The following is a 24,889-nucleotide window of genomic DNA, read 5'->3' on the forward strand; positions in this document are numbered from 1 at the left end:
CGGCCACGACCGCTTTCGGCCCGTACCCGGCGCCGCCTCCGGCGAACAGCGATCTCGCGCCGCGGGCCCCCGAAACGGGCTCGGGAGGCAATTTGGCGCCGATCCGGGCCGGTTTGACGGGCAACCCACCGATTGCCAGGCGAAAGCGCCGCTCAAATCCCCAATTCAGGACCGAATGCCCTTACCCTGACACCCGTGACCAGTCAACCGAATGACGCACATTGGCAACGGCCCGGTGAATCGCCGGAGCCGACCCCGGGACGCCCCGCCTCGGCGCGGCTGGTCGATCCCGAAGATGATCTGACGCCAGTCGGCTACCCCGGCGACTTCAACCCGTCGACCGGAACCACCACCGTCATACCCTACGGCGCCGCCCCCGCGGTCGCCGGCTCCGGGGCCGGGGGCTACAACCTGCTGGAACAGCAGGAGCCCCTGCCTTACGTCCAGCCGCATCCGGCGGCCCGGCACGCCGCCCCCGAGGCCACCGACATCGACGACGACGACGATGAACACCACGACCGGTTGCATGACGTCGGCCGGCGCGGAACGCAGCATCTCGGTTTGCTGCTGCTGCGCGTCGGGCTGGGCGTGGTGCTCGGCGCCCACGGGCTGCAGAAGCTGTTCGGCTGGTGGGGCGGATCCGGTGTGACGGGGTTCAAGAACTCACTGTCCGACGTCGGTTACCAGCACGCCGACATCCTCGCCTACGTGAGCGCCGGCGGCGAGGCCGTCGCGGGCGTTCTGCTGATACTGGGCCTGTTCACACCGGTGGCCGCGGCCGGCGCGCTGGCGTTCTTGATCAATGGCCTGCTGGCCAGCGTCTCGGCGCGGCCGCACACCCGCATCTTCTCGTTCTTCCTGCCCGAGGGCCACGAATACCAGATCACCCTGATCGTCATGGCCGCCGCGGTCGTCCTGTGCGGACCCGGCCGCTACGGCCTGGACGCGCGCCGGGGTTGGGCGCATCGACCCTTCATCGGGTCCTTCGTCGCCCTGCTGGCGGGCATCGCGGCCGGTGTCGGGGTCTGGGTGGCCCTCAACGGCGTGAATCCGATCGGCTGACCGGCCTTCTCACTGGTAGGGGTTGGGAACCCGCCCCGCGCTGGCCTCGGTCAGCTCGGGCAGCGTGGAGAACGTGACCGCGGGCAACCGCACCTCGGCGCCGCTCTTGAGGCGCGCGCGTCCCCACTTACCGCGGTGGAAACGCAGCCCGTCGATGTCGTCCCAGCGCACCCGCTGACTGCCGAAAAGCGTACGAACGGTCACACCCTGGTCGTCGGCGACGGTGCGTAACCGAACGATCAACGCCGACAGCAGCACCGGAAGGAACAGCAGCGGAAGCGACGGCGGCCACAGCATCACCGGAATCAGCAACCCCAACGTCAAGAACCCGACGGCCAGATGCGCTATCGGCGACACCTTGATCACGACGGGCGCTGCGGAGGGTGTTTGGGGAGACGATCCGGTGACCACCCCACCATCATTTCACCCGGCACCGGGCAGCGATCCCGCGAGCGCCCGCCGGGCGCTGTCGCCGACCGTGCTGCTGACCGGTCGCCGAAGGTCACGGATTTGACTGCTGAGCTGTGCGAAGGCTACCGTCGGACGCTATGGATACCGCCGGAAAGCCCGGGATGCTCGTAGTAATTAGTCAGCGCGTTGGTGCCTGACTTGCCCTTCGGCATTTGAAGCAATCCAGCACCAGCGCGCAACCCTCGTGCAGCAGATGAGCTGTCGGGGGTTTTTTGTTGCCCCCAGCGAGATTCCCGGAATGAATAAGGACTGAACGACAGTGAGCGCTCCCATCAGGCAGTACGCCTCCGCGGCACCGGACGCTGCCGACATCGCCACGGACGCGACCAAGCCCGCCGCCAAGTCCGTGGCCGGCAAGCCGAAACGTGTTGGGCCCGAGCAACTTACCGGCGCACAGTCGGTGATCCGCTCGCTGGAGGAACTCGGCGTAGAGGTCATCTTCGGCATCCCCGGCGGCGCGGTGCTGCCGGTGTATGACCCGCTGTTCGACTCGAAGAAGCTGCGCCACGTGCTGGTCCGCCACGAGCAGGGCGCCGGCCACGCGGCCAGCGGCTACGCGCACGCCACCGGCAAGGTCGGCGTCTGCATGGCGACGTCGGGGCCCGGCGCCACCAACCTGGTAACCCCGCTGGCCGACGCCCAGATGGACTCGATACCCGTCGTCGCCGTCACCGGCCAGGTCGGACGCGCGCTGATCGGCACCGACGCCTTCCAGGAAGCCGACATCTCGGGCATCACGATGCCGATCACCAAACACAACTTCCTGGTCCGCTCGGGCAACGAGATCCCGCAGGTGCTCGCCGAGGCATTCCACATCGCCTCCTCGGGCCGCCCCGGCGCGGTGCTCGTCGACATCCCCAAGGACGTGCTGCAGGGCCAGTGCACGTTCAGCTGGCCGCCGCGGATGGATCTGCCCGGATACAAGCCGAAAACCAAGCCGCACAGCCGCCAGATCCGCGAGGCCGCCAAGCTGATCGCGGCCGCCCGCAAGCCGGTGCTCTACGTGGGCGGCGGCGTCATCCGCGGTGAGGCGACCGAGCAGCTGCACGAGCTGGCCGAGCTGACCGGCATCCCCGTGGTGACCACGCTGATGGCGCGCGGCGCGTTCCCCGACAGCCATCCGCAGCACATGGGCATGCCCGGCATGCACGGCACCGTCGCCGCGGTGGCGGCGTTGCAGCGCAGCGACCTGCTGATCGCGCTGGGAACCCGCTTCGACGACCGGGTGACCGGGAAGCTGGACACCTTCGCCCCCGAGGCCAAGGTGATCCACGCCGACATCGACCCGGCCGAGATCGGCAAGAACCGCCACGCGGACGTGCCGATCGTCGGCGACGTCAAAGCCGTCATCATCGAGCTGCTCGAGTTGCTGCGCCAGGACGGGATCCCCGGCAAGCTCGACATCACCGAGTGGTGGGGCTACCTGAACGAAGTTCAGTCCACCTACCCGCTGAGCTACGACCCGCAGAGCGACGGCAGCCTCGGCCCGGAGTACGTCATCGAGAAGCTGGGCCAGATCGCCGGTCCGGACGCCCTGTACGTCGCCGGCGTCGGCCAGCACCAGATGTGGGCGGCTCAATTCATCTCGTACGAGAAGCCGCGCACCTGGCTCAATTCCGGTGGGCTGGGCACCATGGGGTTCGCCATCCCGGCGGCGATGGGCGCTAAGATGGCCCGCCCCGACGCCGAGGTGTGGGCCATCGACGGCGACGGCTGTTTCCAGATGACCAACCAGGAGCTGGCCACCTGCGCGATCGAGGGCGTGCCGATCAAGGTGGCGCTGATCAACAACGGAAACCTCGGCATGGTGCGCCAATGGCAGACGCTGTTCTACCAAGAGCGTTATTCGCAAACCGATCTGGCCACGCATTCGCACCGCATCCCGGACTTCGTGAAGCTCGCGGAGGCGTTGGGCTGCGTCGGATTGCGTTGCGAGCGTGAAGAAGACGTCGAAGACGTGATCAACCAGGCCCGGGCGATCAACGACCGCCCGGTGGTGATCGACTTCATCGTCGGGGCCGACGCGCAGGTGTGGCCGATGGTGGCCGCCGGCACCAGCAACGACGAGATTCAGGCGGCCCGCGGAATCCGCCCGCTGTTCGACGACGAGAGCGAAGGGCACGCCTGATGCACACGCACACCCTGTCGGTGTTGGTCGAGGACAAACCCGGCGTGCTCGCCCGCGTGGCGGCGCTGTTCTCGCGGCGCGGGTTCAACATCGAATCGCTGGCCGTCGGTGCCACCGAGCAGAAGGACATGTCGCGGATGACCATCGTGGTCTCCGCCGAAGAGACCCCGCTCGAGCAGATCACCAAGCAGCTCAACAAGCTGATCAACGTCATCAAGGTCGTCGAGCTCGACGACGACAACTCGGTGTCCCGGGAATTGGCGCTGATCAAGGTGCGCGCCGACGCGGGCATCCGCAGTCAGGTGATCGAAGCGGTGAACCTGTTCCGCGCCAAGGTGATTGACGTGTCGCCGGAGGCGCTGACGATCGAGGCGACGGGTGACCGCGGCAAGATCGAGGCGCTGCTGCGGGTCCTGGAACCGTTCGGGATCCGCGAGATCGTCCAATCCGGAGTGGTGTCGCTGGCTCGCGGTCCGCGCGGAATCGGCACGGCTAAGTAAGTTTTCAGTGCAAACAAGAAGGAGATAGTGAAGTGGCTAACCCGTCTGGGGAGACATTGCCGATGTTCTACGACGACGATGCGGACCTGACGATCATCCAGGGTCGCAAGGTCGGTGTCATCGGATACGGCAGCCAGGGACACGCGCACTCGCTGAGCCTGCGCGACTCCGGCGTGCAGGTGAAGGTGGGCCTCAAAGAGGGTTCGAAGTCGCGGGCCAAGGTGCAAGAGCAGGGCCTGGACGTCGACACCCCGGCCGAGGTCGCCAAGTGGGCCGACGTCATCATGCTGCTGGCGCCCGACACCGCGCAGGCCGACATCTTCAAGAACGACATCGAGCCCAACCTCAAGGATGGGGACGCGTTGTTCTTCGGCCACGGCCTCAACATCCACTTCGACCTGATCAAGCCGCCGGCCAACGTCACCGTCGCGATGGTGGCACCGAAGGGCCCGGGGCACCTGGTGCGCCGGCAGTTCGTCGACGGCAAGGGTGTGCCCGCGCTGATCGCCGTCGACCAGGACCCGAACGGCGACGGCGAGGCGCTGGCCCTTTCCTACGCCAAGGCCATCGGCGGCACCCGCGCCGGCGTCATCAAGACCACCTTCAAGGACGAGACCGAGACCGACCTGTTCGGTGAGCAGGCCGTGTTGTGCGGTGGCACAGAGGAATTGGTGAAGACGGGTTTCGATGTGATGGTCGAGGCGGGCTACCCGCCGGAGATGGCCTACTTCGAGGTGCTGCACGAGCTCAAGCTGATCGTCGACCTGATGTACGAGGGTGGCATCGCCCGGATGAACTACTCGGTGTCCGACACCGCGGAATTCGGTGGCTACCTTTCGGGTCCGCGCGTCATCGACGCCGGTACCAAGGAGCGGATGCGAGAGATCCTGCGCGACATCCAGAGCGGCGACTTCACCAAGAAGCTGGTCGCCAACGTCGAGGGCGGCAACAAACAACTCGAGCAGCTGCGCAAGGAGAACGCCGAACACCCCATCGAGGTCACCGGCAAGAAGCTGCGCGACCTGATGAGCTGGGTCGACCGGCCGATCACCGAAACGGCCTAGCGTTTGCGCGCCGAAGGTGCACTCAGGGCGAGTATTCAGCGATTGTTTCGCCGTGAGTGCACGTTCGGCGGCTCAGGACGCCGCGAGGCGTCCCGCCGTCTCGACCACCCGGCGGGCCAGATGCTCGAGGGCGGCGCCGGTCGGCTCGTCCAAATCCTTGATGTTGTCGTGGGTGGTGACCAGGCTCGCCCCATAGGGATTGCCGTCGACGAACTTGCACGGGTCCGTGTAACCGGGGGGCACGATGATGCCGCCGAAATGCATCAGCGTGATGTACAGCGATACCAGGGTGGTCTCCTGACCGCCGTGCACGGTGTTGGACGACGTGAAGCCCGCGTACACCTTGTCGGCGAGCTTGCCCTGGGCCCACAGCCCGCCCAGCGAGTCGAGGAAAGCGCGCAATTGCGCTGCCGGAGAACCGAACCGGGTCGGTGAACCGAAGATCACCGCATCCGCCCAGACGACGTCGTCACTGGTGGCCGCCGGAAGGTCCTTGGTGGCCTCATAGTTCGCCGTCCAGGCCGGGTTGTGGGCGAACGATTCGGGATCCTGCGTTTCGGCGACGTGCCTCAGGCGGACTTCGGTGCCCGCCGACTCGGCCGTGGCGGCGACGCGGTGCGCCATCGTGGTGTTATGGCCGGTGGCCGAGTAGTAGATGATCGCAAGTTTCGTCACGGCGTCATCGTAGGCCGCAGATCCGGAATCGTGTCGATCCCGAATTCCCGGCGCAACAACGTGCGGGCCGCGTAGTAGCCGGCCATGCCGTGCACACCGCCGCCCGGCGGTGTGGCCGCGGAGCACAAATACACCTTGGGAATGGGTGTGCGCCAAGGGTTTAACCGCGGTGTCGGCCCGGCGATCGCCCGCCAGGCGGAATTGCCGCCCATCCCGATGTCGCCGCCGACGTAGTTGGCGTTGTGGTCGCACAACCGGGCGGCCGGCACCGCGCGCGCCGCCACCACGACGTCGCGGAAGCCGGGGGCGAACCGCTCGACCACCGCGGTCACCGCTTCGGTCGCGTCGATGGTGGACCCCGACGGCACGTGGGCATAGGTCCAGAAGGGCCGGCGTCCGGCGGCGTCGATTCGGCCGGGGTCGGCGACGTGCGGCGACGCGGCCAGCACCATGGGCCACTGCGCGTGCCGGCCGGCGGCGATGTCGGCCTCGGCGCGAGCCATCTGCGCGCGGCTGCCGCCGAGATGCAGGGTGGGGGCCTGCCGCAGCCGGGCGTCCGACCACGGGATCTCGTCGCCCAGCACGAAGTCGACCTTGGCAACCCCCGGGCCAAAGGTATAACGCCGCAACGCTTTAGCGTAGCGGTCGGGCACGGCGTCGCCGTAGATCGCCAGCAGCGCGGTCGGCGCGGTGTCGAAGGCGACGACTGAGCCCGGGGGGCCGGGCGGCTCCGTCACTTCGGTGCCCGCCGTGAGTTCGCCCCCGTGTGCGCGTAGGTCGGCGATCAGGGCGTCGGTGATCGCCTGGCTGCCGCCCACCGGAATCGGCCAGCCGACCGAATGCGCGAGGGTGGCAAGCATCATGCCGGCGCCGGCCGCGGTCAGCGACGGCATCCGCGAAATGATATGCGCGGCAACGCCAGTGAACAGCGCGCGGGCGTCCTCGCCGGCCAGCGTCCCCCACGCCGGGGTGCCCTGGGCCAGCATCCGCAGCCCCAGCCGCAGCGCCGACGGCACCGACTTCGGCACCGACCGTTTGTCGCCCAGCAGCAGGGCCACCACGTCGTCGGAACGCTCGACCAGCGGGCCGAGCAGGCGTCTGAAGGACGCGCCGTTCTCGAGTTCGGCGCAGGTGCGGTCCAGGTCGCGGTAGGCGATGACCGCGGGGCGCCCGGGCAGCGGGTTGGCGTACGAAATCTCGGGTACCGCCAGTTGGACGCCGCGGGCGGGCAGGTCGAACTCCTTGAAGAACGGCGACGCCAGCGCCAGCGGGTGCACGGCGGAGCAGATGTCGTGCAAGACTCCCGCAGAATCTGGGTCGGGTGCGGTGCGCGCACCCCCGCCGAAGGTCGGCTGAGCTTCGACGACCTGCACTTTCAGGCCGGCCCGGGCGCAGATTACGGCAGCCGTCAACCCATTGGGTCCGCTGCCGACGATGGTGACGTCCACGCGTCAATTACAGCCGATAGGCTGGCCGGGTGAATCTGCCTGTTGTACTCATTGCCGACAAGCTCGCCGAATCCACCGTCGCCGCTCTGGGTGACCAGGTCGAGGTGCGCTGGGTAGACGGCCCGGATCGGGAGAAGCTGCTGGCCGCCGTGCCGGAGGCCGACGCGCTGCTGGTGCGTTCGGCCACCACGGTCGATGCCGAGGTGCTGGCGGCCGCGCCCAAGCTGAAGATCGTCGCCCGCGCCGGGGTAGGCCTGGACAACGTCGACGTCGACGCCGCCACCGAGCGCGGTGTGCTGGTGGTCAACGCGCCGACGTCGAACATCCACAGCGCCGCCGAGCACGCGCTGGCGCTGCTGCTGTCGGCGGCCCGCCAGGTTCCGGCCGCCGATGCCTCGCTGCGCGAGCGCGCCTGGAAGCGGTCGTCCTTCTCGGGCACCGAGATCTTCGGCAAGACGGCCGGTGTGGTGGGCCTGGGCCGGATCGGGCAGTTGGTTGCCCAGCGGCTCAGCGCCTTCGGCACCCACCTGATCGCCTACGACCCCTACGTGTCGCCGGCACGCGCCGCGCAGCTGGGCATCGAACTGCTGACGCTGGACGAACTGTTGGGCCGCGCCGACTTCATCTCGGTGCACCTGCCGAAGACGCCGGAAACCGCGGGCCTGATCGACAAGGACGCGCTGGCCAAGACCAAGCCGGGCGTCATCATCGTCAACGCCGCCCGCGGTGGCCTGGTGGACGAGGCCGCGCTGGCCGACGCGGTGCGCAGCGGACACGTGCGCGCGGCCGGCCTGGACGTCTTCTCCAAGGAGCCGTGCACCGACAGCCCGCTGTTCGAGCTGCCGCAGGTAGTGGTCACACCGCACTTGGGCGCATCGACCGAAGAGGCGCAGGACCGGGCCGGCACCGACGTCGCGGCGAGCGTGAAGCTCGCTCTGGCCGGGGAATTCGTTCCCGACGCGGTCAACGTCGGCGGCGGGGTGGTCAACGAGGAGGTGGCGCCCTGGCTGGACCTGGTGCGCAAGCTCGGGGTGCTGGCCGCCACGCTGTCCGACGGCCCGCCGGTGTCCTTGTCGGTGCAGGTACGCGGCGAGCTCGCCTCCGAAGATGTTGAGGTGCTTAAGCTTTCGGCGCTGCGCGGGTTGTTCTCGGCCGTCGTCGAGGGGCCGGTGACGTTCGTCAACGCCCCGGCGCTGGCCGAAGAACGCGGCATCACCGCCGAAATCGGCACCGCGTCGGAAAGCCCGAACCACCGCAGCGTGGTGGACGTACGCGCGGTTGCGCACGACGGCACCGCCGTCAACGTCGCCGGCACCCTGTCCGGGCCGCAACTGGTGGAGAAGATCGTGCAGATCAACGGGCGCAACTTCGATCTGCGCGCCCGGGGCACCAACCTGGTGATCAACTACGTCGACGCGCCCGGCGCGCTGGGCAAGATCGGCACTCTGCTGGGTTCGGCCGGGGTGAACATCGAAGCCGCGCAACTCTCCGAGGACGCCGAGGGCCCGGGTGCGACGATTCTGCTGCGCCTGGACCGCGACGTGCCGGGCGACGTGCGCGCCGAAATCGGTGCGGCCGTCGGTGCCAACAAGCTTGAGGTGGTTGATCTGTCGTGACCCGAGCCGGCGACGATGCAGAGCGAAGCGATGAGGAGCGGCGCCAATGAAGTTGGCGGTGATCGAGGGCGACGGTATCGGGCCCGAAGTCGTTTCCGAGGCAATCAAAGTCCTGGACACGGTGCTGCCCGGGGTGGACAAGACCAGCTACGACCTGGGTGCGCGGCGCTATCACGCCACCGGTGAGCTACTGCCGGATTCGGTCGTCGACGAGCTGCGCGCGCATGACGCCATCCTGCTCGGGGCCATCGGTGACCCGTCGGTGCCCAGCGGCGTGCTGGAGCGAGGGTTGTTGCTGCGCCTGCGTTTCGAGCTGGACCATCATATCAACCTGCGGCCGGGCCGGCTGTATCCGGGAGTGAACAGCCCGCTGGCCGGCAACCCCGAGATCGACTTCGTGGTGGTGCGCGAGGGAACCGAAGGGCCCTACACGGGCACCGGCGGCGCCATCCGCGTCGGAACGCCCAACGAAGTCGCCACCGAGGTCAGCCAGAACACCGCTTTCGGTGTGCGCCGGGTGGTGGCCGACGCGTTCGAGCGGGCCCAGCGACGCCGAAAGCACTTGACACTGGTGCACAAAACCAACGTGCTGACCTTCGCGGGCAAGCTGTGGTCGCGCATCGTGGCCGAGGTCGGACGCGACTATCCCGACGTCGAGGTGGCCTATCAACACATCGACGCCGCGACCATCTTCATGGTGACCGACCCCGGTCGCTTCGACGTGATCGTCACCGACAACCTGTTCGGCGACATCATCACCGACCTGTCGGCGGCGGTGTGCGGCGGAATTGGCTTGGCGGCCAGTGGAAATATCGACGGCACCCGTACCAATCCCTCGATGTTCGAGCCCGTCCACGGCAGTGCACCGGACATCGCCGGCCAGGGCATCGCCGATCCGACCGCCGCCATCATGTCGGTGGCGCTGCTGCTCGCCCATCTCGGCGAGGACGCGGCAGCTACGCGGGTGGACCGGGCCGTCGAGCAGTATCTGGCAACGCGTGGGGACGCACGGCACGCCACAACCGAAGTCGGCGAACGGATTGCTGCCGGGCTCTAGTCTCCAGGCCGGGGGGCACCAACCTCGTCGGCACCAGCGGCATCGCCGCCAGCGGGAACAACGCGCACAAAATCCATGCCGGTGGATATTTCGCGGCCGAGATCAACGCACCGAACAGTGGGGGGCCCGCGGCGGCCATCATCCGCTGGGTGGTGTTCTGGATGCCCAGGGCGCGTCCGCTCCAGTACGGGCCGGCGAATTCGGTGATGGCCGTGGCCTCTAGCCCGTTGTCGAGGACCGCGATCACCGAGATGGCGACCATCAGCCCCGCCTGCCATTGGGAGTTCATGTAGTCGGCCCACGCCAGCAGCAGCAGGATCAGCACGGCGGCGGCCGCGATGTAGCGCACCGGCCGCATGCGTGAACCGAGTCGATCGGACCAACGGCCCACGGCCACGCGGCCGAGCGCGCCGAGCAGCTGCGACAGAGTGACCAACGCACCAGCGGCCGCGACCGACCAGTGCAGGTTCTTGATCAGCCACACCAGCATGAACGTCACCGTGACCGTTTGCGGCATCATCATCAGGCCCGCCACGGCGTGAATTCGCCATAGCGTCAACGACCCTCGATACGGGCTGGCGAGTTCCTGATTGCTGGCACTGGCGCGGGGTTTGCGCGGCGGGTCGACGATTCCGACGACGCTCACTACCGCTCCGATCACGCACGCCAGCGCGGTGAACCGGAGGCCGGCCTGCGGTCCGTGCTCGGCGAGCTCGGGAATTATCATCGCGCCCAAGGCGATTCCCAGGGGTTGCGCGGTTTGGCGGATGCCCATGGCCAACCCGCGCTGGTGTGGTGGGAACCAGGCGGACACCAGCCGCCCGCCGGCCGTGTTGCAACTGGCGGCGGCCATACCGCCGAGGAACAGGTACATGGCGATCATCACCATCGAATGCGCCGACGCCGCGGCGTAGGCGGCTATCGCGGTGAGCGCCGAACCCGTGGCCATCACCACCCGCTCGCCGACCCGGTCGAGCACGTATCCCCAAAGCACCAGCGTGACCACCATGCCCCAGCTGGGCATCGAGGCCAGCAGACCGGCCTCGTCGAGCCGGATCCCACGGGCGCTTTGCAGCGACGGGATAAGGAACGCGACGCCGTTTATGAAGAGGAACGAACTTGCCGTTGTCAGCAGCGAAACGATCATGATCGACCAGCGGGCGCCCGCGCCGATTTCAGACGTGGCGGCCGGGTCGGACTGCATCCCCCATGCTTGCATACCGGTGGGAAATTTAGGGGCAGGACTTGTGCGTTTGCCCGTTGTTGCCGCCCGCGATTTCGCCGCGATAAGTGACGGCCCGCCACGCCCGGCTACGCCGCGCTCGCGACCGTCACTAGGCTCAACCGAATGCGCCTTGGTCGAATCGCCAGCCCGGACGGTGTCGCCTTCGTCAGTATCGAAGGTGACCTGAACGACCCAGCCGAGATGATCGCGCGCGAGATCGCCGAACATCCGTTCGGCACGCCGAACTTCACCGGCCGTTCCTGGCCGCTGGCCGACGTCCGGCTGCTCGCCCCGATACTGGCCAGCAAGGTGGTGTGTGTCGGGAAGAACTACGCCGATCACATCGCCGAGATGAAGGACATGACCGGACCCGCGCCGGTGGATCCGGTGATCTTCCTCAAGCCCAACACCGCGATCATCGGGCCGAACGTGCCGATTCGGTTGCCGGCCAACGCATCACCGGTGCACTTCGAGGGCGAGCTGGGGGTGGTCATCGGCCGGCCCTGCAAGGATGTCTCGGCAGCGCAGGCGGCGGAGAACATCCTCGGCTACACCATCGGCAACGACGTCTCGGCGCGCGATCAACAAAAAGCCGACGGCCAGTGGACCCGGGCCAAGGGGCATGACACCTTCTGCCCGGTCGGACCGTGGATCGTCACCGACCTCAAACCGCTGGACCCCGGCGATCTGGAATTGCGCACCGAGGTCAACGGCGACGTCAAGCAGCACAGCCGTACCTCGCTGCTGATCCACGACATCGGCTCCATCGTCGAGTGGATCTCGGCCGTGATGACCCTGTTGCCCGGCGACATCATCCTCACCGGCACGCCGGCCGGTGTCGGCCCCATCGAGGACGGCGACACCGTTTCCATCACCATCGAGGGCATCGGCACCCTCACCAATCCCGTGGTCCGCAAAGGAAAATCGTGACTGCACCCGCACAAGCAGGCCTGGTCCGGGTCCGATTCTGTCCCTCGCCCACCGGCACCCCGCACGTCGGAATGGTCCGCACGGCGCTGTTCAACTGGGCCTACGCCCGACACACCGGGGGCACCTTCGTCTTTCGCATCGAGGACACCGACGCGCAGCGCGACAGCGAGGAAAGCTACCTGGCGCTGCTGGACGCGCTGCGCTGGCTCGGCCTGGACTGGGACGAGGGGCCCGAGGTGGGCGGACCCCATGCCCCGTATCGCCAGTCGCAGCGCAGTGAGATCTATCACGACGTGGTGGCCCGGCTGCTCGAAGCGGGCGAGGCCTACTACGCCTTCTCGACGCCGGAAGAGGTCGAGGCGCGGCACGCCGCCGCGGGCCGTAATCCCAAGCTGGGCTACGACAATTTCGACCGGCAGCTGACCGATTCCCAGCGCGCCGCGTTCCTGGCGGAGGGCCGCAAACCTGTGGTGCGGCTGCGCATGCCCGACGAAGACCTCGCGTGGGACGACCTGGTTCGCGGGACCACCAGCTTCGCGGCCGGGTCGGTGCCGGATTTCGCGCTGACCCGCGCCAACGGAGATCCGTTGTACACCTTGGTGAACCCGTGTGACGACGCGATGATGAAGATCACCCACGTGCTGCGCGGCGAGGACCTGCTGCCGTCGACCCCGCGGCAGCTGGCGCTGTATCAGGCGCTGATCCGCATCGGCGTGGCCGAGCGGACTCCGCAGTTCGGGCACCTGCCAACGGTATTGGGGGAGGGCACCAAAAAACTCTCCAAGCGCGACCCGCAGTCGAACCTGTTCGCCCACCGCGACCGCGGCTTCATCCCGGAAGGGCTGCTCAACTATCTCGCCCTGCTCGGCTGGGCCATCGCCGATGACCACGACGTGTTCAGCCTCGACGAGATGGTGGCCGCGTTCGACGTGGTCGACGTCAACTCCAATCCCGCCCGCTTCGACCAGAAGAAGGCCGACGCGCTCAACGCCGAGCACATCCGGATGCTGGCGGCCGACGACTTCGCCGCCAGGCTGCGCGAGTATCTGAACGTTCACGGCCATCGCCTCGAACTGGACGACGCCGGCTTTGCCACCGCCGCCGACCTGGTGCAGACGCGGATCGTGGTGCTCGGTGACGCGTGGGACCTGCTGAAGTTCCTCAACGACGACGAATACGCGCTCGACCCTAAGGCCGCCGCCAAGGAGCTGGGCGCCGACGGCGCCGCGGTGCTGGACGCGGCGCTGCCCGCCTTGGACGCCGTGGCGGACTGGACGGCGCCGCAGATCGAGGCCGCGCTCAAGGCCGCGCTCACCGACAACCTGGGCCTCAAACCGCGCAAGGCGTTCGGCCCGATCAGGGTGGGGGCCACCGGGACGACGATCAGCCCGCCGTTGTTCGAGTCGCTGGAACTGCTGGGCCGCGACCGCAGCATGGGGCGACTGCGGTCCGCGCGCGAGACGGCCGGGCGGCCCCCCGCGTGAGCGAGGAGGGACCACGCGTGCGGAGTGTCAGCCGAGACTTTGGTAGTCTGCACTGCGGTTTAGGAAAGGCCGACAACGGCTGGCGGCGGCGGACTCCAAAGAGCTTATGAAGGCCCGCAATCCACGTTGACCAGCGGTTTTAGGCAGCCAATGGGGTATGGTGTAATTGGCAACACAGCTGATTCTGGTTCAGCCATTCTAGGTTCGAGTCCTGGTACCCCAGCAAAACTCTCGCTAAAAACTCCCAGCCTCAAGCGATTAGGTGGGCTTAGCGGGGTGAGCTATGCTGACTGCTCGGATCGTTTCTGGCCCCGTCGTCTAGCGGCCTAGGACGCCGCCCTCTCACGGCGGTAGCGTGGGTTCGAATCCCATCGGGGCTACAAATATCGCGGCTACTGGCCGGTCCCCAGGACCGCCGGTGCTGTCGTTCCACCCACCGGCATGGCCGCCAAGCCGAGTTTGCGGTGATCCCACGAACGAGCCCGTCGGGCCACGATACGAACGCAGACCCGCTTGTTCATCATCTGCTCGACGAAGGGCTTCATGTCGTCGCTGTAGGGACCGGTGTAGCGCTCCCAGACGCTGACGCCCACGCGGTGTGAGACGTCGGGATCGTCGACGATCTCGGCCACGCCCTCGAACGACACCCCGCGCAGTGTGTCGTAGGTGTGGCCGTCCTCGATCAGAAAGCTCACCCGCGGATCGCGCTTGAGGTTGATGGCCTTCTGCGATTTGGCCTTGGTCTCCAGCCAGATCTCGCCGTCGACGACGGCGTACCACATGGCGGTCAGGTGAGGCTGCCCGTCGGCGGCGATGGTGGCCAGCGTGCCGGTGCGGCTTTTCACGACGAAATCGGCGATCTCGTCTTCGGACATGACGATGCTCGCGCGCTGATTGGTTCCCATGCCGGTCAGTCTGTCAGGCGGCCTGCGGTGATTTGTGCACTGGTGGCGTTGCACGTGCGCCGAGGGCTTACAAATTCCCGATTAGGCCGCCCTGGACGCACACTCGCCACCGGAACAGCTCAGAGGCGGCGGGTGAGTGCCTCGGCGGCGGACAGGAGGTCGGCGGCCCAGCGTGCCCCCGGGCGCCGGCCGATCCGGTCGATCGGACCCGACACCGAGATGGCCGCGACGACGGCGCCGCGAGCATCTCGCACCGGCGCCGACACACTCGCCACCCCCGGCTCGCGCTCGGCCACGCTTTGGGCCCACCCCCGCCGCCGCACTTCGGCCAGTGTTCGTTCGGTGAATTTCGCCGTCGCGAGCACGGCCTTCTGGGTGGCCGCGTCGCTATGGGCCAGTAGCACTTTGGCGCCCGACCCGGCCGTCATCGGCAATCGCGCACCGATCGGAACCGTATCGCGAAGGCCCGCAGCGGGTTCCAGGGCGGCCACGCAGACGCGGTCGGTGCCCTCGCGACGGTACAGCTGCACGCTCTCACCGGTGGTTTCGCGCAACAGCGGCAGCACCGCGCTGCTGGCGGCCAGCAGCGGATCGTTGACGTGGGCCGCGAGTTCGCTGACGGCCGGACCGAGCAGCCAGCGTCCTTCGTCGTCGCGCGCCAGCAGGCGGTGCACTTCGAGGGCGGCGGCCAGCCGGTATGCCGTGGCCCGGGGCAAGGAGGTCCGCTCACACAGTTCGGCTAACCCACAGGGTGATTGGGAGATCGTGTGGAGGATACCCACGGCTTTGTCCAGGACGCCGATGCCGCTATGCTGTCTCACAGGAAGATACTAGCGTCTCGCATTCTGAGATCACAGCCCGAATGATCGGCGAGCCGCTAACGAGGCGAATTGAGGCGAGTTCGATATGGGAATCGACCAAGGGGCGGCGGGCGCCGCCACCAAACCGCGCACTCTGGCCGAAAAAGTTTGGGATGACCACGTTGTGGTATCCGGCGGCGCCAGCGAGCCGGACCTGATCTACATCGATTTGCATCTGGTGCACGAGGTCACCAGCCCGCAGGCCTTCGACGGCCTGCGCTTGGCGGGCCGGCCGGTGCGCCGCCCCGATTTGACCCTGGCCACTGAGGATCACAACGTTCCGACCACCGATATCGACAAGCCGATTGCCGACCCGGTGTCGCGGACCCAGGTCGAGACATTGCGGCGAAATTGTGCTGAATTCGGTGTGCGGCTATATCCAATGGGCGACGCCGAGCAGGGCATCGTGCACGTGGTCGGGCCGCAACTCGGCCTCACCCAGCCCGGAATGACGGTCGTCTGTGGGGATAGTCACACCTCGACGCACGGCGCATTCGGGGCGCTGGCCATGGGAATTGGCACGTCGGAGGTCGAGCACGTGCTGGCCACCCAGACCTTGCCGCTGCGGCCGTTCAAGACGATGGCGGTCAATGTCGACGGGCAGTTGCCCGCCGGCGTGACGGCCAAGGACATCATTCTCGCGCTGATCGCCAAAATCGGTACCGGCGGCGGTCAGGGCCACGTCATCGAATATCGCGGCAGCGCCATTGAATCGCTCTCGATGGAAGGCCGGATGACCGTCTGCAATATGAGCATCGAAGCCGGTGCCCGGGCGGGAATGGTGGCTCCGGACGAAACCACGTTCGACTACTTGCGTGACCGCCCGCACGCCCCGCAGGGCGCGCAATGGGATGCGGCAATGAGTTATTGGCAGCAGCTGCACACCGACCCCGGAGCCGAATTCGATACCGAGGTCTACCTCGACGCCGCGTCGCTGAGCCCGTTCGTGACGTGGGGCACCAACCCCGGCCAGGGCGTTCCGCTGGCCGACGCGGTGCCGGATCCCGAGCTGATGACCGACGACGCGCAGCGTCAGGCGGCTGAGAAAGCATTGGCGTATATGGACCTTCGGCCGGGCACGCCGATGCGTGACATCGCCGTCGACACGGTGTTCGTGGGCTCTTGTACCAACGGTCGTATCGAAGATCTGCGCGTCGTCGCCGACGTGCTTCGCGGTCGCAAGCTCGCGCCCGGGATGCGGATGCTGGTGGTACCGGGCTCGATGCGGGTGCGCGCGCAGGCCGAAGCCGAAGGGCTGGGTGAGGTTTTCACGTCCGCGGGCGCCGAATGGCGCCAAGCGGGCTGTTCAATGTGCCTGGGGATGAATCCCGACCAGCTTGCGCCGGGGGAGCGGTGCGCCGCGACGTCCAACCGCAACTTCGAAGGGCGCCAGGGTAAAGGCGGCCGCACGCATTTGGTGTCTCCGGCCGTTGCCGCGGCGACCGCCGTTCGCGGCACATTGTCTGCTCCGGCCGATTTGAGCTGACTTAATCGACTGTTGAAGGGATGAGCATGGAAGCATTTCACACCCACACCGGTATCGGTGTGCCGCTGCGGCGCTCCGATGTCGATACCGATCAGATCATTCCGGCGGTGTATTTGAAGCGTGTCACCCGAACCGGTTTCGAGGACGGCTTGTTCGCCAGCTGGCGGTCGGATCCGTCATTCGTGCTCAACCTCAGCCCCTTTGACCGGGGGTCAGTGCTAGTCGCAGGGCCCGATTTCGGGACGGGGTCGTCGCGTGAGCATGCGGTGTGGGCACTGATGGACTACGGGTTCCGGGTGGTCATCTCGTCTCGATTCGGTGACATTTTCCGGGGCAACGCCGGCAAGGCGGGGCTGCTGGCGGCCGAAGTTTCTCAGGATGGGGTGGAACTGCTCTGGAAGCTCATCGAGCAGAGCCCGGGCTTGGAAATCACTGTCAATCTTCAAGATCGAAATATCACCGCGGGAACGACGGTGCTGCCGTTCAAGATTGACGACCACACCGCATGGCGTCTACTCGAGGGGCTGGACGATATAGCCCTTACGCTGCGGAAACTCGATAAAATCGAGTCATTCGAGATCGAGTATCCGGACTGGAAACCGCGTACTCTGCCCACCTCTTGAGCGGTCGGCCGGCGCCGATTTTCTGCTTGATCGGCTAACTAAACCGACCCGATTTTTAACACCCGCCACCGGTCAAGGGCGGCAACCAGATTGCGAAATCGGCGGGCGCCTTGCCCTGAAATTGCGCGTGGCTCTTGGAAATTTGCTGGGTGAGGGTTTACCGTGTCCACTAGTCGGTTCAAATCGAGGACCACTAGTGTCGGAGGGATTGATGAACAAGGCAGAGCTCATTGATGTGCTCACAACTAAATTGAACACGGACCGTCGACAGGCGACCGCTGCGGTCGAGAATGTTGTCGACACCATTGTGCGTGCGGTACACAAGGGCGACAGCGTCACTATTACCGGGTTCGGTGTGTTCGAGCAGCGGCGCCGCGCAGCGCGGGTGGCCCGCAACCCGCGGACCGGTGAGACGGTGAAGGTGAAGCCGACGTCCGTCCCGGCGTTCCGCCCCGGTGCTCAGTTCAAAGCGGTTGTGTCTGGCGCACAGCGCCTCCCGTCGGACGGCCCAGCCGTCAAGCGTGGTGTTGTAGCGGGTGGTGCGGCCAAGAAGACCGCCGCCAAGAAGGCTCCGGCCAAGAAGGCTGCAGCCAAGAAGGCTCCCGCCAAGAAGGCCGCGGCGAAGAAGGCTCCGGCCCGCAAGGCCGCGACCAAGGCCCCGGCCAAGAAGGCCGCGACCAAGGCTCCGGTGCGCAAGGCCGCGACCAAGGCTCCGGCCAAGAAGGCCGCGGTCAAGAAGGCTCCGGCCAAGAAGGCCGCGACCAAGGCTCCGGCCAAGAAGGCCGCGAGCAAGGCTCCGGCCCGCAAGGCTCCCGCCAAGAAGACGACCGCACGTCGCGGTCGCAAGTAAGCGGAGTCAAGTTCTAGACACGAATACCCTTCGGGCGGCAGCGGTGCCCCCGAAGGGTATTCGTGCGCTTAGCGGCGGTCGAAAGCGCGGCGAAGCCGGGCGTAGCGGGCCGCCGCCATCACGCTAGGCCCGGACGTTGGCGGCCAGCGCACCGCCGATGTGGTCGGCCGCCACCAATCGGCCGTCAAACAGCGACAGCACCCAGGTGCTGCCCTTGTGGTTACGTGACTTGTCGGGCCGAACGCCATCGCGCTCACACCACCACGCGATCAGGTCCGGAATCACCTTGCCCTGCGTGCAGACAACCGGTGTGCCTTGCTTCTCGGCGATGTCCAACATTCGGTGGCGTCCGCGTTTCGCGTTCTTGGCGTAGGCCTCTTCGGTGAGGGCGGGCTCGTTGAGCACGGGCACGCCCAAGTCCTCGGCAAGCGGTTCCACGGTCTGATGGCAGCGGACCCGGTCGGCCGCGTACACCTGCGACGCGCCGAAGGCGAGGAGTTGTGGAACCAGCGCCTCGGCCTGCGCGCGTCCGCGCTTATCCAGCGGTCGCTTGGCGTCATCACCGGAGAAACGCGATTTGCGGCCGGCTGTGCCGTGCCGGACCACCAACATGGTTTTCGTATCGGCCGGCTTTTTGTTGAAGTGGCGCAACACTTTTCGGTCCTGCGCGTAGTCGAGCCTCTGCATCGCCTCGGCGAGCGGCAGCCAGAGCAACCGGTCCACCTCATTGCCCGGCACGAATTCACCGCCGATGGCGCGTGCCGCCCAGTAGTAAACCTTTTTGACGCCCTGGTCGATCGGATAGCTCACCAAGTCGAGCCGTCGGCCGAGGATGGCGCGCTGACCCGTCTCCTCGTGCACCTCGCGCACGGCGGCCACCGGGGCCGTCTCGCCGGGGTCGACCTTGCCTTTGGGCAGCGACCAGTCGTCATACCGGGGACGGTGAATGACGGCGATTTCGATGTCGTGATCGGCCGCGTCACCATTGCCGGGTCGCCACAGCACCGCGCCGGCGGCATAGACGACCCGGCTTCCCGAGCGCCGAGCGGTGGACGAATTGTGGGTCGGCACCTCAACTCCTGCAGATCAATTCACTTCAGAGCACGCTTAATCGAGATGCGGCCGGGAGAAACAACCGGAAGTCACCGCACAGAGCTAAGGACTGCGATGGCGCTCCATCAACGATACTTGGTGGTCACGCACCGTATGGCCGGCCTGTGGCGACGGGGTCCACTGCCCGTCGGGCCCCAGTTCCCAGCACCGGGTGGACGGATCCAGTGCGGATTCGAACAATTCGTCGAGCTGCACGGTGAGCTTGGGGTCCTTGACCTGAGCCAGCACCTCCACCCGCCGATCGAGGTTGCGATGCATCATGTCCGCGCTACCGATCCAGAACTCGTTGATGTTGCGGAAATGGATGATCCGCGAGTGCTCTAAGAAGCGGCCGAGAATGGAGCGGACGAAGATGTTTTCGGAGAAACCCTCGGCGCCCGGGCGCAGCGCGCAGATCCCGCGCACCACGACCTCGACCCGTACCCCCGCCTGCGACGCCCGATACAACGCGTCGATCACCTGCTCGTCGACAAGCGCATTCATCTTCAGGCGGATGCGCCCGTCGCCGCGTTCGCGGTGCGCCTCGATCTCGCGTTCGACCCGTTCGATGATGCCGGCGCGAATTCCGTGCGGCGCCACCAGCAGATTGCGGTAGGAGACCTTACGCGAATAGCCGGTAAGCGAATTGAACAAATCGGTGAGGTCCGCGCCGATGTCGGGGTTGGCCGTCAGCAGGCCGACGTCCTCATACAGGCGGGCGGTCTTGCTGTTGTAATTGCCGGTTCCGATGTGGCAGTACCGCCGGATCGCCGAACCCTCGCGGCGCACCACCAAGCAGGTCTTGCAGTGCGTCTTGAGGCCGACGAGCCCGTAGACCACATGCACGCCCGCCTGCTCGAGGGCGCGCGCCCAACGGATGTTGGCCTGCTCGTCGAAGCGCGCCTTGATCTCGACGAGCGCCACGGCCTGCTTTCCGGCCTCGGCCGCTTCGATCAGCGCCCGCACGATCGGCGAATCACCGGATGTGCGGTACAGCGTCTGCTTGATCGCCAACACGTTAGGGTCGGCGGCGGCCTGCTGGATGAAGCGCTGCACGCTGGTGGAGAAGGAGTCGTACGGGTGATGCACCAGCACGTCGCCCTCGCGCAGCGTCGCGAAGATGCTCTTGGGAGATTCGCGGTCGGCGAAGGCGGGGTGGGTGTCCGGTACGAAGGCCGGGTCCTTGAGCGCCGGCCGGTCCAGGCCATAGATCTGCCACAGCGACGAAAGGTCGAGCAGGCCCGGCACTTCGATGACGTCACCGGGATGCACGTCGAGTTCGCGCAGCAGCAATTCCAGCATGCCCTCGGTCATGTCGTCGGCGATCTCGAGTCGCACCGGCGGGCCGAACCGCCGGCGCGCCAATTCCCGTTCCAGCGCCTGCAGCAGATCCTCGTCGCGGTCTTCCTCGACCTCCATGTCGGCGTTGCGGGTGATGCGGAAAGCGTGATGCTCCACGATTTCCATGCCCGGGAACAGAAGAGGAAGGAAGGCCGCGATCAGCTCTTCCATCGGCAGGTAACGGACGATGGCCCGCCCCGAGCCGTCAGCGCTGCTGATGGCGGGGAGTTCGACGAAGCGATCGACGTTGTTGGGCACCTTGACTCGCGCGAAGTGCTGCCCGCCGTCCTCGGGCTGGCGCACCATGACCGCGAGGTTCAGGCTCAGCCCGCTGACGAACGGGAAGGGGTGCGCGGGATCGACGGCCAGCGGTGTCAGGACGGGGAAGACCTGTTGGGTGAAATAGTTCGACAATTCGTCGCGCTCGTCCTGGTCGATTTCGGCCCACGTGACGATGTGGATGCCTTCCTCGGCGAGCGCCGGCCGCACCGAATCGAGGAAGACCCGCGCGTGGCGGGTCGCGATCCGCTGAGTCTGTTCCCCGATCAGGGCAAGCTGCTTGCGCGGCGTCAAACCGTCGGCGGAGCGAACCGACAGCCCCATCTCGTCGCGGCGTTTGAGGCCCGCGACGCGGACCATATAGAACTCGTCGAGGTTGGAGGCGAAGATCGCCAGGAACTTGGCGCGTTCCAGCAGCGGCAATGAGTTGTCGTCGGCCAGCGCCAGCACGCGGGCGTTGAAGTCCAGCCAGCTCAGTTCGCGGTTGAGGTAACGATCGTCGGGCAGATCGGTCAGCGCGGCCTGGGTCGCAGCCGGTGGTGCCGCCACGGCCGAGTCGCCCGAATGCCACAAATTCTCGTCGGGTCGCGCCTCAGCTTCGATTTCAGTCACCCTGCGATCATTGCTCATCACGCGCGGGTGCTGCTAGCGCTCGGGGGACATCCATTCGCCGTTGGGACGACGTTCACCCCTGGGAAAGATTTGCCCAGGGTGATCGAAATCAGTGCGGCGCGATGGCCCGGGCTGTCGCCGCCCCCACTCCGAGGCGGCGGGCGGCCGCGAGGTCGGTGGGAGTATCGACGTCGCACCGCAGGCCGGGCCAGGCGCCGGTCAGCTCGATCGCACCCGAACTGCGGTGCCGCGCCGAGGAATCGGACCCGAACCGTGGGTCGAGCGGGCTGCCGAACGCAAACAGTGCGGCGGTGCCCGTCGCCAGCCGGTCGGCGACGAAGCTGCGCCGGTGCTGGCGTGCGGCGGCGATCGCCTCATTGAGCTCCTGAGTCTGCAGTGCGGGTAAATCACCCTGCAGCGCAACGACATTGGCGAAGGAACCGCCCACCGCGCGCTCCGCGGCGGCGATGGCGTTGTTCAACGGATCGGGGTGACCCTCGGGCGTCGGGTCGGCCAGCACGTCGGCGCCCAGCTGGGTGGCCGCGGCCGCCGCGGCGTCGTCGGGCGTGATCACGGTGATCGAGCCCAGCGATCGGACACGTGCGGCGGCGGTCAGGGTGTCCGTCAACATGGCGAGCACCACGCTTTCCCGGGTGCGCGCCGAGAAGACCGGGGCCAGCCTGGTCTTGGCGGCGGCCAGCCTCTTGACGGCGATGATCAATGCCACGTCGCCAGCGCCGTTGGCCGCGCCGTCGGCCTGTATGCCGCTCATGAGATGTCATCCTGCCAGCGCCGCGTCGCGGCTCGCGTGACGCCCGGTCCGTCGCTGATCTAGGGTGTAGCGGCCGCGCGTGCCGCGTGAGCAACACCGACCACGGACAGGGGTGGTACATGACCAGCGCATCGTCGGGCGCCGTCGCGGTGATGGGTGCCGGGGCGTGGGGAACGGCGCTGGCCAAGGTGCTGGTCGAGGCCGGGGGACCGGAGGCCGGGGTCACGCTGTGGACCCGCAGGCCCGAGCTGGCCGAGCAGATCAATTCCACCCGGTCCAACCCCGACTATCTGCCCGACACGGCGTTGCCCCCGGGCATCCGCGCCACCGCCGACGCCGCCGAAGCGCTGCGCGACGCCTCGACCGTGTTGCTGGGGGTGCCGGCGCAGACCATGCGTGGCAACCTCGAGCGCTGGGCGCCGCTGATTCGCGAGGGCGCGACCCTGGTCAGCCTGGCCAAGGGCATCGAGCTGGGCACGCTGATGCGGATGAGCCAGGTCATCGTCTCGGTCACCGGCGTCGACCCGTCTCAGGTCGCGGTGATCTCGGGGCCGAACCTGGCCAGCGAAATCGCCGTATCCCAGCCCGCCGCCACCGTCATCGCGTGCAACGACTCGGGCCGGGCGGTCGCCCTGCAGCGCATGCTGAACACCGGATACTTCCGCCCCTACACCAACAGCGACGTGGTCGGCACCGAGATCGGCGGGGCCTGCAAGAACGTCATCGCCCTCGCGTGCGGGATGGCCGTCGGCGTCGGGCTCGGCGAGAACACCTCGGCGGCGATCATCACTCGCGGCCTGGCCGAGATCATGCGGCTGGGGATTGCGCTCGGCGCCAAGGGCGCGACGCTGGCCGGGCTGGCCGGGGTGGGCGACCTGGTGGCCACCTGCAGCTCGCCGCGTTCCCGCAACCGTTCCCTGGGCGAACGGCTCGGCCGGGGAGCGACCATCCAGTCGCTGCTGGGGGGCACGCCCGATGGCGGCGACGGGCACGTCGTCGAGGGTGTGACGTCCTGCGAGTCGGTGCTGGCGCTGGCCGCCAGTTACGACGTCGAGATGCCCCTCACCGACGCCGTGTACCGCGTGTGCCACAAAGGCTTGTCGGTCGACGAGGCGATGGCCCTGCTCCTGGGCCGCCGCACCAAGCCCGAGTAGGCGGCGCCGAACATATGAGAAGGCCAGGCAAAGGGCCGCCACCCGACCGGACCGGGTGTCACCCGGTAGCCTCTTGAGATTGTGAATGCCAGCGAGCGGTCGACGCCGCACCCCAGCTCACGGGGTGGCGATCGGGTACGCGTCGCCGTCGTTTTCGGCGGGCGCAGCAACGAACACGCCATCTCGTGCGTCTCGGCGGGCAGCATTCTGCGCAACCTGGACCCGGAGCGGTTCGACGTGGTCGCGATCGGCATCACCCCGGAGGGTTCGTGGGTGCTCACCGACGGCGACCCCGCCGCGCTGGCGATCACCAACCGCCAACTGCCTGAGGTGACATCCGAATCCGGAACCGAATTGGCGATGCCGGCCGATCCTCGGCGCAGCGGCCAGCTGGTGTCGCTGGCACCGGGGGCCAGTGAGGTGCTGGCCTCGATCGACGTGGTCTTTCCGGTGCTGCATGGTCCCTACGGCGAGGACGGCACCATTCAGGGTCTGCTGGAACTCGCCGGCGTGCCGTACGTGGGCGCCGGTGTGCTGGCCAGCGCGGCCGGCATGGACAAAGAGTTCACCAAGAAGCTGTTCACCGCCGAAGGATTGCCGGTCGGCGACTATGCGGTGCTGCGCCCGGCGCGCTCGAGGCTGCGCCCCGAGGAGTGCGAGCGGCTGGGCCTGCCGGTGTTCGTCAAACCCGCACGGGGCGGCTCCTCGATCGGTGTGAGCCGGGTATCGAGCTGGGATCAGCTGGACGGCGCGATCGCCGCCGCGCGCCGCCACGACCCCAAGGTCATTGTCGAGGCGGCGATCATCGGCCGCGAGCTGGAATGTGGTGTGCTCGAAATGCCGGACGGCACAGTCGAAGCCAGCACGCTGGGCGAGATCCGGGTGGCCGGGGTGCGCGGTCGCGAGGATTCGTTCTACGACTTCTCCACCAAATACCTCGACGACGCGGCCGAATTGGACGTGCCCGCCAAGGTGGACGACGAAATCGCCGACACGGTACGCCGATTGGCGGTCCGGGCGTTCAGGGCCATCGACTGCCAGGGGCTGGCCCGGGTGGACTTCTTCCTCACCGAGAACGGGCCGGTGCTCAACGAGATCAACACCATGCCCGGATTCACCACGATCTCGATGTACCCGAGGATGTGGGCGGCCAGCGGCGTGGATTATGCGACCCTGCTCGCGACGATGGTCGAGACCGCGCTGGCCCGTGGCGTGGGCCTGCGCTAGCGGCGATCGCAAGCGCGGCGTGGCCGGG

21 protein-coding genes, 2 tRNA genes and 1 pseudogene are annotated in these 24,889 nt (G+C 67.3%); 15 read left to right on the plus strand and 9 right to left on the minus strand.

From position 1 onward, the window contains the following. Positions 1 to 195: 195 nt before the first annotated feature. Complete coding sequence (locus tag ACZYVJ_RS21870) at positions 196 to 1,062, plus strand: DoxX family protein (protein ID WP_463833283.1); 867 nt, start codon at positions 196 to 198, stop codon at positions 1,060 to 1,062. A 9-nt stretch (positions 1,063 to 1,071) separates the two neighbouring features. Here the strand turns inward: ACZYVJ_RS21870 and ACZYVJ_RS21875 are convergent, their stop codons facing one another. After that, complete coding sequence (locus ACZYVJ_RS21875; protein WP_463833818.1) at positions 1,072 to 1,428, minus strand: PH domain-containing protein; 357 nt, start codon at positions 1,426 to 1,428, stop codon at positions 1,072 to 1,074. 446 nt (positions 1,429 to 1,874) lie between these two features. Here ACZYVJ_RS21875 and ACZYVJ_RS21880 point away from each other — a divergent pair. From ACZYVJ_RS21880 to ilvC, 3 genes and pseudogenes are all read left to right on the plus strand, one after another. After that, positions 1,875 to 3,661 (plus strand): annotated as a pseudogene (locus ACZYVJ_RS21880) (acetolactate synthase large subunit); the annotation flags it as partial. Beyond that, positions 3,661 to 4,161, plus strand: coding sequence for an acetolactate synthase small subunit (gene ilvN / locus ACZYVJ_RS21885; RefSeq protein WP_463833284.1), 501 nt, complete (start codon positions 3,661 to 3,663; stop codon positions 4,159 to 4,161). The pseudogene ACZYVJ_RS21880 and the gene ilvN, both read left to right, overlap by 1 nt. Positions 4,162 to 4,223: 62 nt before the next feature. Next, positions 4,224 to 5,225, plus strand: coding sequence for a ketol-acid reductoisomerase (ilvC, locus tag ACZYVJ_RS21890; protein ID WP_007775535.1), 1,002 nt, complete (start codon positions 4,224 to 4,226; stop codon positions 5,223 to 5,225). Positions 5,226 to 5,297: 72 nt separating this feature from the next. Here the strand turns inward: ilvC and wrbA are convergent, their stop codons facing one another. Further along, positions 5,298 to 5,900: an NAD(P)H:quinone oxidoreductase gene (gene wrbA, locus ACZYVJ_RS21895; RefSeq protein WP_463833285.1), complete on the minus strand. Its 603-nt coding sequence runs from the start codon at positions 5,898 to 5,900 to the stop codon at positions 5,298 to 5,300. Beyond that, complete coding sequence (locus ACZYVJ_RS21900) at positions 5,897 to 7,348, minus strand: phytoene desaturase family protein (RefSeq protein ID WP_463833286.1); 1,452 nt, start codon at positions 7,346 to 7,348, stop codon at positions 5,897 to 5,899. Before ACZYVJ_RS21900 ends, wrbA begins: the two co-directional genes overlap by 4 nt. Before the next feature lie 29 nt (positions 7,349 to 7,377). Here ACZYVJ_RS21900 and serA point away from each other — a divergent pair, with 29 nt between their 5' ends. Next, positions 7,378 to 8,964, plus strand: coding sequence for a phosphoglycerate dehydrogenase (serA, locus tag ACZYVJ_RS21905; RefSeq protein WP_463833287.1), 1,587 nt, complete (start codon positions 7,378 to 7,380; stop codon positions 8,962 to 8,964). A gap of 46 nt (positions 8,965 to 9,010) precedes the next feature. Further along, positions 9,011 to 10,021 (plus strand): 3-isopropylmalate dehydrogenase, encoded by a 1,011-nt coding sequence (locus ACZYVJ_RS21910; RefSeq protein ID WP_463833288.1) that lies wholly within the window; start codon positions 9,011 to 9,013, stop codon positions 10,019 to 10,021. Here ACZYVJ_RS21910 and ACZYVJ_RS21915 read toward each other — a convergent pair. Then, positions 9,921 to 11,225, minus strand: coding sequence for an MFS transporter (locus ACZYVJ_RS21915; protein ID WP_463833289.1), 1,305 nt, complete (start codon positions 11,223 to 11,225; stop codon positions 9,921 to 9,923). The genes ACZYVJ_RS21910 and ACZYVJ_RS21915 overlap by 101 nt on opposite strands. Positions 11,226 to 11,369: 144 nt before the next feature. Here ACZYVJ_RS21915 and ACZYVJ_RS21920 point away from each other — a divergent pair, with 144 nt between their 5' ends. The 4 genes from ACZYVJ_RS21920 to ACZYVJ_RS21935 all read left to right on the plus strand — a co-directional run bounded on the left by ACZYVJ_RS21920 (position 11,370) and on the right by ACZYVJ_RS21935 (position 14,040). After that, entirely contained in the window at positions 11,370 to 12,176 is an 807-nt protein-coding gene (locus ACZYVJ_RS21920; protein WP_463833290.1) for a fumarylacetoacetate hydrolase family protein, read from the plus strand. Beyond that, the gene (gene gltX, locus ACZYVJ_RS21925) at positions 12,173 to 13,660 is read left to right on the plus strand and encodes a glutamate--tRNA ligase (RefSeq protein ID WP_463833291.1); all 1,488 of its coding nucleotides are present in this window, start codon (positions 12,173 to 12,175) and stop codon (positions 13,658 to 13,660) included. Before ACZYVJ_RS21920 ends, gltX begins: the two co-directional genes overlap by 4 nt. Before the next feature lie 151 nt (positions 13,661 to 13,811). Continuing rightward, positions 13,812 to 13,883 (plus strand) — tRNA-Gln (locus ACZYVJ_RS21930). Between the two features lie 84 nt (positions 13,884 to 13,967). Continuing rightward, a tRNA-Glu gene (locus tag ACZYVJ_RS21935) sits at positions 13,968 to 14,040 on the plus strand. A gap of 12 nt (positions 14,041 to 14,052) precedes the next feature. Here the strand turns inward: ACZYVJ_RS21935 and ACZYVJ_RS21940 are convergent. After that, complete coding sequence (locus tag ACZYVJ_RS21940; protein ID WP_463833292.1) at positions 14,053 to 14,565, minus strand: pyridoxamine 5'-phosphate oxidase family protein; 513 nt, start codon at positions 14,563 to 14,565, stop codon at positions 14,053 to 14,055. 119 nt (positions 14,566 to 14,684) lie between these two features. Continuing rightward, on the minus strand, positions 14,685 to 15,386 hold the full coding sequence (locus ACZYVJ_RS21945; protein WP_463833293.1) for an IclR family transcriptional regulator: 702 nt from the start codon (positions 15,384 to 15,386) through the stop codon (positions 14,685 to 14,687). An 85-nt stretch (positions 15,387 to 15,471) separates the two neighbouring features. Here ACZYVJ_RS21945 and leuC point away from each other — a divergent pair, with 85 nt between their 5' ends. From leuC to ACZYVJ_RS21960, 3 genes are all read left to right on the plus strand, one after another. Further along, entirely contained in the window at positions 15,472 to 16,911 is a 1,440-nt protein-coding gene (gene leuC, locus ACZYVJ_RS21950; protein WP_463833294.1) for a 3-isopropylmalate dehydratase large subunit, read from the plus strand. A gap of 26 nt (positions 16,912 to 16,937) precedes the next feature. After that, positions 16,938 to 17,534, plus strand: coding sequence for a 3-isopropylmalate dehydratase small subunit (gene leuD / locus ACZYVJ_RS21955; protein WP_463833819.1), 597 nt, complete (start codon positions 16,938 to 16,940; stop codon positions 17,532 to 17,534). Positions 17,535 to 17,745: 211 nt separating this feature from the next. Beyond that, positions 17,746 to 18,384, plus strand: coding sequence for an HU family DNA-binding protein (locus ACZYVJ_RS21960; protein WP_463833295.1), 639 nt, complete (start codon positions 17,746 to 17,748; stop codon positions 18,382 to 18,384). Positions 18,385 to 18,507: 123 nt separating this feature from the next. On the opposite strand, the gene mutT1 is transcribed toward ACZYVJ_RS21960, so the two are convergent. The 3 genes from mutT1 to cofC form a co-directional block, all read right to left on the minus strand. After that, positions 18,508 to 19,455, minus strand: coding sequence for an 8-oxo-(d)GTP phosphatase MutT1 (mutT1, locus tag ACZYVJ_RS21965; protein ID WP_463833296.1), 948 nt, complete (start codon positions 19,453 to 19,455; stop codon positions 18,508 to 18,510). Positions 19,456 to 19,539: 84 nt separating this feature from the next. Beyond that, positions 19,540 to 21,729 (minus strand): RNA degradosome polyphosphate kinase, encoded by a 2,190-nt coding sequence (locus ACZYVJ_RS21970; RefSeq protein ID WP_463833297.1) that lies wholly within the window; start codon positions 21,727 to 21,729, stop codon positions 19,540 to 19,542. Positions 21,730 to 21,817: 88 nt separating this feature from the next. After that, a complete protein-coding gene (cofC, locus tag ACZYVJ_RS21975; RefSeq protein WP_463833298.1) occupies positions 21,818 to 22,480 on the minus strand; it encodes a 2-phospho-L-lactate guanylyltransferase in 663 nt (220 codons plus the stop codon). A gap of 119 nt (positions 22,481 to 22,599) precedes the next feature. On the opposite strand from cofC, the gene ACZYVJ_RS21980 reads away from it, so the two are divergent. Further along, complete coding sequence (locus tag ACZYVJ_RS21980) at positions 22,600 to 23,634, plus strand: NAD(P)H-dependent glycerol-3-phosphate dehydrogenase (RefSeq protein ID WP_463833299.1); 1,035 nt, start codon at positions 22,600 to 22,602, stop codon at positions 23,632 to 23,634. Positions 23,635 to 23,715: 81 nt separating this feature from the next. Then, positions 23,716 to 24,861 carry a D-alanine--D-alanine ligase family protein gene (locus ACZYVJ_RS21985; RefSeq protein WP_463833300.1) on the plus strand — a complete coding sequence of 382 codons (1,146 nt, stop codon included), beginning with the start codon at positions 23,716 to 23,718 and terminating at the stop codon, positions 24,859 to 24,861. Positions 24,862 to 24,889: the final 28 nt, after the last annotated feature.

The sequence above is a fragment of the Mycobacterium sp. IDUB_3 genome, from assembly GCF_055419585.1.